The 13,964-nt window shown below is 74.8% G+C and carries 9 protein-coding genes; 2 read left to right on the forward strand and 7 right to left on the reverse strand.

The genetic code is table 11. The features are described from left to right. Positions 1-86 precede the first annotated feature (86 nt). Positions 87-3,626 (reverse strand): Ig-like domain repeat protein, encoded by a 3,540-nt coding sequence (locus Q7L73_RS00185; RefSeq protein WP_304687944.1) that lies wholly within the window; start codon positions 3,624-3,626, stop codon positions 87-89. Next, complete coding sequence (locus tag Q7L73_RS00190) at positions 3,623-7,168, reverse strand: Ig-like domain-containing protein (protein ID WP_304687946.1); 3,546 nt, start codon at positions 7,166-7,168, stop codon at positions 3,623-3,625. Before Q7L73_RS00190 ends, Q7L73_RS00185 begins: the two co-directional genes overlap by 4 nt. A gap of 252 nt (positions 7,169-7,420) precedes the next feature. On the opposite strand from Q7L73_RS00190, the gene Q7L73_RS00195 reads away from it, so the two are divergent. Next, a complete protein-coding gene (locus Q7L73_RS00195; RefSeq protein WP_304687948.1) occupies positions 7,421-7,756 on the forward strand; it encodes an IclR family transcriptional regulator C-terminal domain-containing protein in 336 nt (111 codons plus the stop codon). A gap of 22 nt (positions 7,757-7,778) precedes the next feature. On the opposite strand, the gene Q7L73_RS00200 is transcribed toward Q7L73_RS00195, so the two are convergent. Both Q7L73_RS00200 and Q7L73_RS00205 read right to left on the reverse strand, forming a co-directional pair. Further along, positions 7,779-8,189 carry a VOC family protein gene (locus Q7L73_RS00200; protein WP_304687950.1) on the reverse strand — a complete coding sequence of 137 codons (411 nt, stop codon included), beginning with the start codon at positions 8,187-8,189 and terminating at the stop codon, positions 7,779-7,781. After that, positions 8,186-8,791: a carboxymuconolactone decarboxylase family protein gene (locus tag Q7L73_RS00205; RefSeq protein ID WP_304687952.1), complete on the reverse strand. Its 606-nt coding sequence runs from the start codon at positions 8,789-8,791 to the stop codon at positions 8,186-8,188. The genes Q7L73_RS00200 and Q7L73_RS00205 overlap by 4 nt, the downstream gene beginning before the upstream one ends. Before the next feature lie 196 nt (positions 8,792-8,987). Between Q7L73_RS00205 and Q7L73_RS00210 the strand changes: the two genes are divergently transcribed. Continuing rightward, the gene (locus Q7L73_RS00210) at positions 8,988-11,774 is read left to right on the forward strand and encodes an AAA domain-containing protein (RefSeq protein ID WP_304687953.1); all 2,787 of its coding nucleotides are present in this window, start codon (positions 8,988-8,990) and stop codon (positions 11,772-11,774) included. Between the two features lie 46 nt (positions 11,775-11,820). Here Q7L73_RS00210 and Q7L73_RS00215 read toward each other — a convergent pair whose 3' ends face one another. The 3 genes from Q7L73_RS00215 to Q7L73_RS00225 form a co-directional block, all read right to left on the reverse strand. Beyond that, the gene (locus Q7L73_RS00215; protein WP_304687955.1) at positions 11,821-13,101 is read right to left on the reverse strand and encodes a hypothetical protein; all 1,281 of its coding nucleotides are present in this window, start codon (positions 13,099-13,101) and stop codon (positions 11,821-11,823) included. Positions 13,102-13,295: 194 nt separating this feature from the next. Further along, entirely contained in the window at positions 13,296-13,691 is a 396-nt protein-coding gene (locus Q7L73_RS00220; protein ID WP_304687957.1) for a PIN domain-containing protein, read from the reverse strand. A 5-nt stretch (positions 13,692-13,696) separates the two neighbouring features. Then, on the reverse strand, positions 13,697-13,942 hold the full coding sequence (locus Q7L73_RS00225; RefSeq protein ID WP_304687959.1) for a type II toxin-antitoxin system Phd/YefM family antitoxin: 246 nt from the start codon (positions 13,940-13,942) through the stop codon (positions 13,697-13,699). Positions 13,943-13,964 lie beyond the last annotated feature (22 nt).

The following is a 13,964-nucleotide window of genomic DNA, read 5'->3' on the forward strand; positions in this document are numbered from 1 at the left end:
CGAGCGTCAGAGCCCCTCCGCCGGCCCGCGCCGTCGTGGCCACACACCTGTCAAGCAGGTCTGCGCCGCGCGGCTGCGGCGGCCGGTCAGGAGGAGACGACGAGCGGGAGCGAGACGAGCGCGGTGCCGACGCGGATGCGCACGATCGCGGAGCCCGTCCGCGGGCGGGCGACGGTCACCGCGATGCGGCGCGGGCCGCCGGCGCGCGCGGCGGCGGCGATGCGGGGGCGGGCGACCTGGCGCAGCAGTCCGCAGCCGACGCGGCGCTCGACGATCGCCGTGCTCGCGGAACGCCTCGCGCCGCCGCTCAGCGTCGCCTCGACGCGGACCTTGCCGCGGCCGATCGAGCGCACCCGCACGATCCGCAGCGGCTGAGCCAGCGAGACCGGCTCAGAGCGGGCGCTGCCGGCGGTCGCGACGTAGACGACGTCGGCGGGCTCCAGACCTCGAGGCCGGGCGACCGCGACCGACCAGCCGCCGTTCACGTTGACCCGCGGCCGGGCGACGGTGCGTCCCGCCTGCACGATCGCGATGCGCGTGCCGGCGAGGTCGGTGGCGGCGACGCCGCGCAGACGCACCCGCGCGCCGCTGACGGCCACCGAGGCGATCGCCAGCGAGCGCGTGCACAGCAGCGGCGAGCGCTCGGCGGCCGCGACCTGCCGCGGCGTCAGCACGGGCGGACGCGCGTCCGTTCCCGTCCCGGGGACGACGGCCGCGTCCGGGCCGGCGATCCACTGCGTCAGCTGCGCGTCGACGCGCGTGAAGCCGGGAGCGCCGAGGTATGAGGCGCGCACGAGGTGGGCGCCGGCGCGCAGGCCGGCGACCGGCGGGGAGACGGCCGTCGCGCCGGCGATCGCGACCGGCGGCCCGTACGGACGGCCGTCGACGGCGAACTGGACGCTGCCGCCGGGCGTGCCGAACGCGGGCGGGGCGATCCCCAGCTGCATCGTGAAGCGCGGCGCGCCGCCGAGTCTCGCGTCGGGCGCCGAGCTGCGGATCGTGCTCAGCGTCGCCGCCGGGTCGACGCCCTGCGTCGCGCCGGCAGCGTTCGCGAGGAAGCTGGCGTCGCCGCCGTAGCTGGCGCGCAGCACGTGCGGCCCGGCGGCGAGCGCCGGGATCGCGATCGAGTCGGCGCGGCCGTCGCGCAGCGGCACCGGCTGGCCGATCGCGATGCCGTCGACGGTGAAGCTGACGGCGCCGGTCGGCTCGCCGGTCGCGGCGCCGGCGGCGGCGACCTGCGCGTGCAGCTGCACCGGCTCGCCGAAGACGGACGGATCGGGCGTCGCCTCCAGCGTGACGGTCGTGCGGCCCTGGCCGACCAGCTGGGCGAGCGCGCCGCGCGAGGGCGAGAAGTCGAGGCTGCCCGGCTCGTAGCGGGCGGTGATCTGGTGGGCGCCCGGCAGCGACGGGGCCGTCACGGCGCAGGTCGCTCTCGCGGCGACGAGCGTGACGCCGTCGCAGACGACGATCCCGTCGACGAGCACGTCGACGCCGCCGCTCGGGACCGCGGCCGGGCTCGCCGACGGCGGCTTCACGGTCACGCGAATCAGCGACGCCTGTCCGACGACGGGGCTGCGCGGGTCGGCGGTCAGCTCGGTCGCGGTCGCCGTCGCGCCGACCGACTGGACCGCGTCCGCGGTGGCCGGCGCGTAGTGCGGCGAGCCGTCGTAGGTGACGGTCACGTCGTGGGTGCCGGCGGGCAGCGCGAGCGCGCTCGATCTCGCCGACCCGTCGGTCAGCGCGACCGGGCCGCCGAGCGGAGACCCGTCGACCACGAACGTGACGCTGCCCGTCGGCGTGCCGGCGCCGGGCGCGAGCGCCGCCACGTCGGCGGTGAAGCTGACCGGCTCGTCGTCCCCCGACGGGTTCGCCGAGGAGCGGACGTCGATCGCGGTGCCGGCGCGCAGCACGCGCTGCGTCATCGTCCCGCTGCTGCCGGCGAACTGGCCGTCGGAGCGGAAGCGGGCGGTGACGGTCGCGTCCTCGGACAGCTGGACCGGGATCGACAGCGCGGCGCCGTCGGCGTCGAGCGGCACCGCCGCGCCGACACGTCTGCCGTCGATCTCGTAGACGACCGTCCCGGCGGGCGTCGGCGCGCTCGACGGCGACTGCACGACCTGCGCGAGGAAGCGCACCTGCTCGCCCGTCACCGACGGGTTGCCGGGTGCGGTCGAGAGCGAGGTCGCCGTCACGGCCGGCTGGTTGGTGAGCGCGTAGCGGGCCGGCTGGGCGACGCCGGCGACCGCCGCGGTCGCGGAGAAGGCACCGGCGGCGGTGCCCGCGACCAGCGGCGGCGCGGTCGCGACGCCGGCGGCGTCGGTCGTCACCGTGACGCTGCGCGGGGCGGTGGCGCTGCCGTCGTCGAAGCTGCCGCTGGCGCCGCTCGCCGGCAGCGTGAAGGTGACCGACAGGCCCGGGATCGGCGCGTCGTTTGCGGCGGTCACGCGCGCCTGCAGCAGGCCCGGGTAGCGGGAGCCGATCGTCGTCTCCTGGACGGCGCCGCCGGCTGCGGTGACCGCGCCGACGTCGATCGACCAGTCCAGCTCGATCGCGCCCTCACAGGCGGGGAACTGGCCGCCGTTCGGCGGGCAGGTGCCCTGGTCGACGGTGAAGGCCGGGTCGACCGCGGACGGGTCGGCGAACGAGTCGCCGCCGGCTCCGCCACCGCCGCCGAAGCCGTAGGTGAGGTCGGCGCAGCCGGGCACGGCGGCCCGCAGCACGCCCTTCGCACGGGTCCAGCTGCGCGCGAAGTCGGGCGTGGCGGGGAAGTCTGGGTTCTGCCAGGTCGGGTCGACTCTGTCCTCGGTCGGGTCGAAGCGGCTGCCGGCGCCGCCGCCGGAGATGCCGCCGCCTCCTCCGCCGCCCCCGCCGGAGTTGAGACCGCAGTCGAACGGGGCGTAGCGGTCGGAGTCGCCGCCGTTGCTGCCGCTGCCGTGCTGGGGCAGCCCGAAGACGTCGCGCTCCGAGGTTCTCGACTGCGCGGTCGGCGGCTGCGATCCGGCACCGCCCTGCGGTGTGCCGGCCCCGCGCCCGCCGGCGCCGTCGCCGCCAGCGCCGCCCGGCAGCCCGTCTCTCTGGTCCTCCCAGCGGGCGCCGTTGCCGCCCGCGCCCCCGCCGCCGCCGGCGACGACCAGCGGCGTGCCGCCGTCAGGCCCGAAGGCGCTGCCGCCACCGCCGCGGTTGCCGTCGGACGCGAACGGGCCGCCCTTGCCCTGGCCGCCGCCGCTGCCGTAGCCGAAGCCGCCGTCATAGCCGCCGACGGTGACGCCGAGGCAGCCGCCGGCCGGGACCGGCACGACACCCGTCACGACGCCGGGCCGGCCGCCCGCGCCGGTCTTTCCGGCCGAGCTGCCGCCGTGCGCGCCGCGCACGCTGAAGCGGACCTTGTCGACGAACGCCGGGACCGCGAAGTGCTGCGTGAAGCCGGTGTAGCCGAAGCGCTGCGTCGTCTGGCTCGCGGGCGGCGCGTCCGGGCAGATGCCGGCGGCCGCGGCGCCGCCGGGCAGTGCGGCGACGGCGAGCGCGGCGAGGGCGGCCACGGAGCCTGCGAGCACGTGCGGGCGGCGGCGCCGGCCGCGTGGCGCGTGCTGCGCGTGGGCGGCGGCGGTGCGGCGAACGGCGCTCATCGGGTGCTCCTCGCGGACGCGCTGACGGTGACGGTGCGGCGCGTGGTCGTCGCGCGCCCGGCGGAGATCTCGGTCGTCGCCTGCAGCCGCAGCCGCTGTCGCCCGGATCTGGCGAGCGCGCGCCGCGCCGTCTCGCTCAGCCGCAGGCGCACCGTCCGCACGGCGCCGCCGCCGACGTCGAAGCGCGCGCGGGCGGCCGCAGGAGCGCCGCCGAGCGTCAGCTGTCCCGCGCAGCGCGCCCACGCCGGGCAGCGGACCCGGACCGCGAGCGACCCGTCGCGACCGGCGGGGAGCGCGGCGCCGCTGAGCCACAGCGCCGGCGCACGTCGCGCCACCACGCGCAGCGGCCGCGTCACGGTCGCCTCGGCGGCGTCGAGCGGCACCGCGGTCGCGGACAGCCGCAGGTCGCCCTGCGCGATCAGGACCCGCTCGGCCGCGCGGGTGAGCCGGATGCGGACCGCGCGCAGCTCGCCGGCGGCGACGCTGTAGCGCGCGGTGCCGAGCACGACGCCGGCACGGCGCCAGCCGCGCGCGCTCGCGCCGTCGAGCAGGCGGGCGGGAAGGCGGGTGCGGCTCGTCAGCGTGAGGCGGCCGGAGCAGCCCGCGCCGACCGGCGCGCGGCAGCCGATCACGACGTTCGCGACGCCGTCCGGCCCGGCCTCGACGAGCGCGGTCGTGAGCGAGGCGAGCGGCCGCTCGGCGGCATCCGCGGCGGCTGCGGCGGCGGCTTCGGCCGGCGTCACCGCGGGCGGCGGCGTGAACGGCGGCGGGGGCGAGACGTGCTGCGTGAAGGTGGCGACCGCGGGCGCGAAGCGGGTCCCGCCGTTGAGCTGGGCCACGACCGCGTGCGCGCCGGCCGCGAGCCGCAGCGGCGCCGACTGCGCGAGCCCGTCGCGCAACGGCACCGCGTCGCCGACGGCGGCGCCGTCGACGAGGAACTGGACGTTGCCGGAGACCGCGCCCGCGTCGCCGCCGGCCGCGGCGCGGGCCGTCAGCACGACGGGATGCGCGGCCGGGGCCGGCTGGGCGTCGGAGGCGATCGCGAGCGTCGTCGTCGCTCGCCCGACGGTGAAGCTGAGCGCGCCGCTGCTGGAGCGCATCGAGACCGGGTCGCCGTCGTCCTCGTAGGCGGCCTCGATCCGGTGCGCGCCGACCGTCAGCCCCGCGATCGGGTCCGAGGTCGCGACGCCGCGGACGACCTCGACGGGCAGCCCGACGGCGAGGTCGTCGACGAGGAACTGGACGGTGCCGTTGGCGAGGCCGGCGCCGGGCGCGACGGGAGCGACCCGCGCGCGCACGCGCACGTCGCTGCCGTAGACGCCGGTCGACGGGGTCGCGGTGAGCGTCGTCGCCGTTCGCGCCGCGACGACCTGCTGCGTCAGCGAGCCCTGGCTCGGGTCGTAGCCGCCGGCCGGATCGGGGTCGCTGAAGGCGACGGTGACGAGGTTCGGCCGGGCCTCCAGGCCGCCCGCGACGACGCAGGTCGCGACGCCGTCGCCGTCGTCGGGGTCGTCGTCCTCGCGGACCGGGGTGGCGGGGCAGAGCGCTCTGCCGCCGGCGCTGAAGGTGACGGTGCCGACCGGCGCGGAGCCGGCGTCGCTCGCGCGGCCGACGGTCGCGGTCAGCGTGAACGGCTCGCCCGAGACGGACGGGTTGACGCTGCTGGTGACGAGCGTGGAGGTCGCGGCCGGGCCGACGTTCTGCGTCGCGGTCCCGCTGCTGGCCGCGAAGCCGGCGCTGCCGGAGAACTCGACGCGGACGTCGTAGGAGCCGGGCGCGCCCAGCGGGCTCGTGACGAAGACGGCGCGGCCGGCTGCGTCCAGCTCGACGCCCTGGCGGGCCAGGACGGCCGGCGCGCCCGGCGCGGGGGAGACCCAGAAGTCGACCGCCCCGGACGGGATCGCCCCGCCGGCGGCGCTCTCCGCTCTGACCTGCGCCGTCAGCGTCACCGCCTCGCCGGTGTCCGAGACGCGCGGCGAGCTGGTGACCGCGGTCGCGGTGGCGGCGGGCACGACGGTCTGGGTGACGACGTTCGATCTGCTGCCGAGGTGGTTGCCGTCGCCGCCGTAGACGGCCTGGACGGTGTGGGTGCCGACGCTGGAGCCGTCGATCCCGAAGCGGGTCGAGAAGGTCGCGGCGTCGCCGTCGTCGCCGACGTGCACCGGTGCGCCGACGGGAGCGCCGTCGAGCAGGAACTGCACGCTGCCGGTCCAGTTGGCGTAGGGCGTGGTGGCGGTGGCGACCTTCGCGCTGAAGGTGACGGGCTCGCCGGCGACGGAGGTCGTCGCGGCGCTGCTGAGGTGGGTGACGCTCGGCGCGGGGGCGTTGGTCAGCTTGAAGGCGGTCGAGCCGATGTCGGCCGCGGCGGCGGTCGCGCGCCACGGCCCGGCGCTGCCGTTGGCCTCCAGCGAGGGCGAGACGGCGCGCCCGTCGGGACCGGTGAGCACGGTCGCGCTCGTCGCCGGCCCGTGCGCGAAGCGCGCGCCCGCGCCGGCGCCCGGAAGCGTGAAGGTGACGGCGACGCCGTCGACCGGCTGCTGCTCGGCGTTGGTGACGAGCGCGGTCAGCGGCAGCGGGAAGCTGCTGCCGGCCGTGACCTGCTGGCCGTCGCCGCTGACGACGGCGACGTCGGTCGGCCGGTTGTCCCAGGAGAGCGTGACGCGCCCGTCGCAGTCGGCGGCGGCGCCGTCGGGCCACGCGCAGGCGCGGTCGCTGGCGCCGATGCTGTCGACCGTCACGCCGGGAGCGGTGTAGGACTCGCCGGCCCCGCCGCCTCCGCCGCCGCCGAGCGGCGCGCCGTTGCCGCCGGCGCCGGAGTACGGATAGCCGCCGCCCCCGCCGCCGCCCGCGCCCGACGGGCTGACGGAGTCGCCGCCCGAGGTGCCGTTGGGGCCGACGCGGCAGCCGCTGCAGCCGCCGGAGCCGCCGCCGCTGCCGGCGAACGCGCCGGTGCCCGACGTGCCCGGCAGCAGCGACTTCCCGCCGTCCGCGCCCGGTCCGCCGGCATGCTGCCCGTTCCCGCCGCCGGCCCCGCCGCCGCCCGCGACGATCAGATACGAGATCGCGCCGCTTCTGCCGTCGTAGCTGGAGACGATCGTGCCGCTGCCGCCGCCGTACCCGTCGCGGCCGCTGCCGGAGCTGGCGTCGCCGCGCGCACCGCCGTGCGCGATCCCGCAGCCGCCGCTGGAGCTGGCGTTGCCCCACTGGCCGACGTTGATCGCGAGCTGGTCGCCGGGACTGACCTGGATATCGGCGACCACCGACGCCCCGAGCCCGCCGTGCCCCGTGTGCTTGCTGTGCCCGCCGGCCCCGCCGACGACCGTCGCGGTCACCAGCGTCACGTCGGCCGGCACGGTCCAGTAGCGGTAGGTGCAGCCGCCGTCGTTGCCGAACGCGACCGAGCCGGTCACGGCAGCCTGCGTGCTCGCGGCGGGCGCGGCCAGCAGCAGCGCGAGCGTCAGCGTCAGCGCCGCGAGCACGCCGACCGCATGCGCTCGAATCCCGCCGGCGACTGACCGTCCGTGGTCAGGTCGTCCCTCCATCGAGCGGGGGACTGTGACAGGCGGCGGCCGATCCTGCGCGGCGCCGACGGCAGCGATGACATCCCGGTCAACGGACCGGCGAAGCTGCCGATAACCGCGGGACGAGCGGCTCGCTGAGCGGCGTCTCAGCGCTCGTCCGCGCGCTCGCTGTCCGCGAGCAGCCTGCGCAGCGCGGCGAGCGCGGCGTCGCGCCGGTCGAGCAGCACGGCCAGCTCGTCGGGCGACGGCGCCGGCAGGAAGCCGCCGCCCCGCTTGACGCCGAGCCTGCCGGCGGCGACCAGGTCGCTGACGGCGCGCGGGACGGCGAACGCCTCCCCGTGCGCGGCGCAGAGCGCGCGCGACGGCTACGCGCTGGAGGACGAGGAGGAGTACGAGGAGATCGCCTGCGTCGCCGCGCCGGTCTTCGACGCGACCGGCCGCTGCTGCGGCGGGATCTCGGTCACCGGCTGCCGCGCCGACGTGCTCGGCGACGAGCGGCGGATGCGCGTGATCGAGGCCGTCTGCGCCACCGCCGCGGGCGTCTCGACCGCGATGGGCGCCCCGGCCCGCGTGCTCACGACCCTCACCGCCGTCGGCAGACGCGCCTGAGCGCTCCCGCCGCGCCGGCCGGTCAGCGCAGCGCCTGCCCGATCCCGAGCAGGTTGCCCTCGCTGTCGTGGAACCAGACGCCGCGCTCGCCGTGGGAGCGCTTGCTCGGGTAGTTGCCGGCGATCTCGGCGATGCCGGCGTCGTCGATCGGGACGCCGGGCAGCTCGTAGCGCTCGAAGACGACGCCGCGGGCGCGCAGCTCGTTGACGACCGCGTCGATGTCGTCGACCTCGAACCCCATCTGGGTGTGGTCGCCGGACGGTCTGCCGCTGGTCGCGAACAGCGCGAACTCCCCGCTCCCGGTCCGGTAGAGCAGCCCGCCGGGCCGCTCGTCGACCGGTTCGAGCCCGAGCTTCTCCGCATAGAACGCCCGCGCCCGCGCGAGATCCTGCGCCGGCAGCCGCGTCGCGACGCTGCTGTTGGAAAGGGTCATGTCAGAGAGGATCGCCGACGGCCGCCGCGCGCATGCGCCCCGGCGGCCTGGCCGCGCGGGGGAGGGTCGAGCTGCACCCGCAGCGTGTTGAGCGTCATCGCGAGCATCTCGTAGTGCCCGATGAGGAGGCACAGCTCGATCAGCTCCCGCTCGTCGAACGCCGCCGCCAGCTCCGCCCACAGCGCGTCCCCGATCACGCCGTCGGCGTGCAGCGCGTCGGCGGCCCGCAGCACGAGCCGCTTGCGCCCGCTCCAGTCCGCGCCGCCGGTCGCCTCGTTCCGCACCCGCTCGATCTCCGCGGCTGTGAGCCCGGCCCGCCGCCCGATCCGCTCGTGGTGGTCCCACTCGTACGCGCAATCGGTGTTGTGCGCGACCCGCAGGATCGCCAGCTCGGTCTCCTCCCGCAGCAGCTTCCCGCCCGGCATCAGCCCGCCGGCGAAGACGAGCCAGCGGCGGAAGAGCCCGGGGTGACGCGCGAGGGTCGTGAAGACGTTCGGCACCGGCCGCCCGATCACCGCCCCCGCAACGCGCACGACGGCGGTGTTGAGCAGGCCGATCTGGCGCCGGCCGCCGGGCGCGATCCGAGGTCCAGGAGCTGACATCGGACTACGGTATTCCGGTGTACCGACGGGTGTCAATCGGCACCTGTCGTCCGGGCGAGCAGTTGGAGCTCGCCCGCGCCGGCGCAGCCGCCGGGCAGGAGCACGAGCCGGGTTCTGGCGGAGGCGGGCTCCGTTACTCGTCCAGATAGTCGTGGTTCGGGAGCCCATGGTGGCGCGTGCGCGTTACCCTCGGCCGATGGACCCCCGCGCGACGCTCGTAGTGATTCGGGCGGCCAAGTCCGCGACATGGGAGGACAAGACGTCCGAGATCGCCGACATCGCCCACCTCGGCTCCCACGTGAAGGTCCGGTTCGTCAGACCCGCCAAGCAATACAGATACGGCGCAGACCGGATCCGCACGTTCGCCGATCCCGTGCTGGTGCCGATCCCACCAGAGGCGCGCCTGCGTGTCCGGGGCATCCTGTGGGGCCCGCGGGATCCGCTCGATCTCGAGCTGCGGGAGTTCGGCTGCCCGCCTGACGCGTGGCGCACGGTCACGTACCGCAACGGGCAGACCTACAAGCACCGGAGCTACCCGGCCGACGACGTCCAGGTGGTGCCGGACGCCGCGGGTGAGGGCGCTGCCAAGGAGGTCATGGACTACTGGCGCCGGCATGTCGAGAGCCGTGAGGGGGAGGACCCGCTCGTGGTCGCCTACGGCTCGCTGAGACACATCGACCCCGAGAGCGTGCTGGCGACGTATCTGAACGGTGAGGCTCCGGCACGTCGCAGCGCTCCCGACGCGCTCGTGTTCCCGTTCTCCTGCAACCTGAGCCAGCGCGACGCGGTCCGGTGCGGGCTGAGTCATGCGCTGTCGGTGATCGAGGGTCCTCCGGGCACCGGCAAGACGCAGACGATCTTGAACCTGGTGGCCAACATCGTCACGGCGGACCTGGGGAGCGTCGGCGTCGTCTCGCTCGGCAACAGCGCGGTCGACAACGTCGCCGACAAGCTGACGGCCGAGGGCTTCGGCCACATCTTCGCGCGATTGGGAAACCGCGAGATGATGCAGGCGTTCCGGGATGGGCGGGAGACGCGCGAAGCGCTGGTCGAGCAGTTCCTGGCCACCGCACCGGCCGAACCGGTGACGCCAGCGGAGCTGACCGCCGCCGCCCGGCGGCTGACGCGAGCGCTCGACGCCGAGCGCAGAGGCGCGCAGCTGCGCGCCCGCATCGACGCCTACGCGCTGGAGCAACGTCATTTCGAGCGCCACCTCGGCGCCGGCACCGTGCCCGAGCTGGGTGATCTGCCGCTGTTTCGTCGTTCTCCGCGCCGCATTCTCGAGTTGGTCGCCGAAACCCAGCTCGACCGGGAGACGAGGCCTCCCGGCTTGCTGCGCCGGATCCGGCGGTACCTTCGCTACGGCTCGTTGAGAGACCTGGACACTGCCGACTCCGAGGTCGTGCTGGCGTTGCAGCGGACGTTCTACGCGCGCCGGATCGCGGAGCTCGAACGCCAGCTCGCCGCTGTCGAGCGCGAACTCGATGCAGCGGACATCAAGGCACTCGCCGAAGCGAACCGCGAGCTGTCCGTGAAGGCGCTCGCGGCAGCGGTCGCGTCACGTCACCGGGACGCCCCGCGGGCGGTGCGATCCGGCGACGTTCCCCGCGACGCCGCGAGATTCGCCGCGTTCTGCAGAACCCATCCGGTGATCCTCAGCACCTGCCATTCGCTGCGCCGACAGCTTCCGGACGGCTACCTGCTGGACTACCTGATCATCGACGAGGCGTCGCAGGTCGACCTGTTGACGGCGAGCCTCGCGATGGCGTCGTGCCGCAACCTGATCGTGGTCGGAGACCGGCGCCAGCTGCCGCACATCCCCGGCAAGCCTGTCGATGGCGTCACCGCTCCGGCACCGGCCTACGACTGCCAGCAGCACAGCGTGCTCACGTCGGTCGGCGAGCTGTACGGCGACGACGTCCCGGTGACGCTGTTGCGCGAGCACTACCGCTGCCATCCGGCGATCATCGGCTTCTGCAACACGGCCTTCTACGGCGACGAGCTGATCCCTTACACGGAGACGGAGGGCCGGTCAGAGCCGGCGATGTGGGTGCATGCCACCGTCGCCGGCAACCACATGCGCAGGCTCAGCGGTCGCGGCCGCTTCAATCAGCGCGAGCTCGAGGTCATCGAGCAGGAGGTGATCGACCAGGCGCCGGTCAAGGTCGATGCGGCTGACGTCGCCGTCGCGGCTCCTTTCCGGCTCCAGGCCGACAAGGCAGCGGAGGCGCTGAAGGAGGTCGCCGGGAGCGCCGACACCGTGCACAAGCTTCAGGGCCGCGAGCGGCGGATGGTCATCATGACGACGGTGCTCTCCGAGAACGCCGAGGGACGCCGCGGGCTGCGGTTCGTCGACGACCCGCGGCTCGTCAACGTCGCGGTCTCGCGGGCGACCGATCACTTCGTGCTGGTGACCAATCACGAGAAGCTCGCCAACAGCCGTCACCTGCGAGACCTGATCGGCTACATCGAGCACCGCTACCCCGACCACCAGCCGGATGCCAGCCGGATCGTCTCGGTCTTCGACCTGCTCTATGCCGAGTACGACGACGTCTTGAGAACGCTGGCGGCGCGGCTGCCCGGCCGTGACGGGTCTCCGGCCGAGCAGATCGTCGACGCCGTTCTCGACGACGTCCTGGCGGAGCCCGCGCATGCGCATCTGCGCGTCGAGCGCCAGGTGCTCCTGCGCAACCTCGTGCCCGATCCGGACGCGCTCGGCGACGCGCAGCGCGCGTTCGTCCGGAGGCGGTCCTCGATCGACTTCGTCATCGCCAACCGCATCACGCGACGGCCGCTGCTCGCGATCGAGGTCGACGGGTTCGAGTTCCACGAGAACCGCCCTGAGCAGCGGCGACGCGACGCGCTCAAGGACGGCGTTCTCGAGCACGTCGGCATTCCGCTGCTGCGCCTCGCTACGACCGACAGCGACGAGGAGCGGCGAATCCGCGAGGCGCTGACGAGCGCCGAGCGCGTTCCGCTGTAGGGCGTCGTCGCGGCCGCCGGTCCTCGCGCGCCCTGCGCCTCGCCGTTCAGCCGGAGACGAACAGCGAGCGGGCGACCTCGATGGCGGCTCGGCCGGTTCCGAGCTGCGCGCTGAGGTCGAGCATCGTGTCGATCGGGCCGCCGTGGCGGCCGCCGGGGATGATCGTCCCGTGGACGACCGGGCCGCCGAGGTTGTCGAGCAGGTCGCCCCAGTCGTGGCCGCCCGTGCCGGTCAGCGGCGGTGGGTGGATCCCCGCGCCGAGCGTGTCGAGCACCTCGCCCGCGCCGCCGATCGGCTGGCCGGCGGCGATCGCGGCGGCGATGCGGTCCAGCCACGGGCCGAGCCGGCCCGCGGCGTCGCCGAGGGCGTCCAGCTCCTCGTTGTCGTGGCCGCCGGCGGCGCGCAGCAGGCGGCGCACGAGGTCGCGGTCGAGCACGCCGTCGGGATTGCCCTCGACGGTGCCGGGTGTGTCGTCGCCGACGGGTGAGGAGGTGGGGTGGGGATGCTCGGGGTCTTCCTCGCCCGAGGGGCCGGCGCCGCCGCTGGACGCGGGCCCGTGAACCTCCTTCGTGTAGTCGTCGGTGACCGTCCCGTCCTTCTTGCCGGCGGTGACGTGGTCCGTGCCGTTGCCGTCCTTGTCGACCGTGAGCGTATGGTCCTCCCAGCTGCCGTCCTGCGACGTCACCCGGTAGGACTCGGAGTGGTTGCCCGCGGCGTCCCGCGCGCCGTAGCCCTCGATGTCGTGACCGTCGCTGTAGTGCTCCTCGCGCCACCACGTCGAGGAGCCGTCCGGCTTGTAATCGACGCCGGTCGTGTACTGCGACGACACGCCGTTGGAGAACTTCATGCTGCCGTACTCGATCGTGCCGCGGCCCCCGTCCTTGGGCCCGATCGCGTTGCGCCCGTCGTGGGGCACGTAGATCTTCAGCCAGTCGTACGCCGGGTCCAGCGGGCTCGTCGGCACGCTGTGGCCGACTTCGTGGAAGTGCCCCGCGCCGTCGTTGTAGCGGGTGACGTCGATCGTGTCGCCGCTGCTCCCCGGCCGGTGGATGACGATCGGCGGCGTAGCGGCGGCAGGCGGGGCCAGGTCGACCCCCACGCCGTTGACGCCCACCTGGAGCGTGCCGGTGCCGTCGCCGGCGATGGTCACCGTCCCGCCCTCGCTGACGATGACCCCCTGAAACCGGTCCGAGGCAGTGGAGATCGTGACCGGATGGGCGTGCGCGGGCGGCTGGTAGAGATACGTCGTCTCGCCCTCCTCGTCCGTCATGGACATCAGGTAGCGGCCACCGCCGCCCCACATGAGGGTCTCGATTCCGTCAGCCATCGTGCGACGCTATCGAAGGTCCGGAACGCGGTGCAACTCCTGCTTGGCGTTCGCCCGCCCCCCCCAATACGACGGAACCCCCGCATCTGCGAGGGTTTCGTTCCGGTGGAGCTAGTCGGGCTCGAACCGACGACCTTTGCGCTGACAGGCGACGATCGTGCTCGCACGGCACCTCGCCGAGCGGACCGGGCCGTTCAGTGCATGCGCTGTGGTGCGGAAACGCGGATGAGGTCCTCGATGATCTTGAAGTCCTTCAGGTTGTGCGTGACGAGCAGCGCGTCGTGGACGTTCGCGGTCGCTGCGATCGCGAGGTCGGCGTTTCGGCCACGGGGGCTTCCGCCTCGTCTTGCGACCGCGGCCTGCAGTCGTCCCCATTCGCGTGCGACGCGATCGTCGACCGGCAGCGGATCGGGATAGCGTGCCTCGAGCAGGCCGAGCCGCGCTGCGCGCAGCGCTCGCGTCTGGTCGTCAGCGGCGACGAGCAGGCCGAAGTGCAACTCGGCGATCGAGACGGTGCTGATCGCTGATTGAAGGCCGGGCGCAAGCGCCTCGCCGCCGATCAGCACCGAGGTGTCGAGCAGAACGTGCACCGCGGCTAGCCAGCCCACGGGTCACGCAGACCTGCGTCGAACGCCTGCACATCCTGTGCGAGCGCCGGGTCCGGTGGCAGGTCCCAGAGATCACCGAGGCTCGCAGTGTCGACCCAGCGGCGGCTGCGCACTGGACCGAGCTCCGCGACGGGCCGCCCCGAGACCGTGATCGTGATGTGCTCGCCAGCCTCGGCGCGGCGGAGCACGTCACCGACGTTGTTGCGCAGCTCTCTTTGGGGGACTGTTGCCATGAGGCCACCGTAGCAGTTCTGC

The sequence above is a fragment of the Conexibacter sp. CPCC 205762 genome, assembly GCF_030646155.1.
Taxonomy (GTDB): domain Bacteria; phylum Actinomycetota; class Thermoleophilia; order Solirubrobacterales; family Solirubrobacteraceae; genus Conexibacter.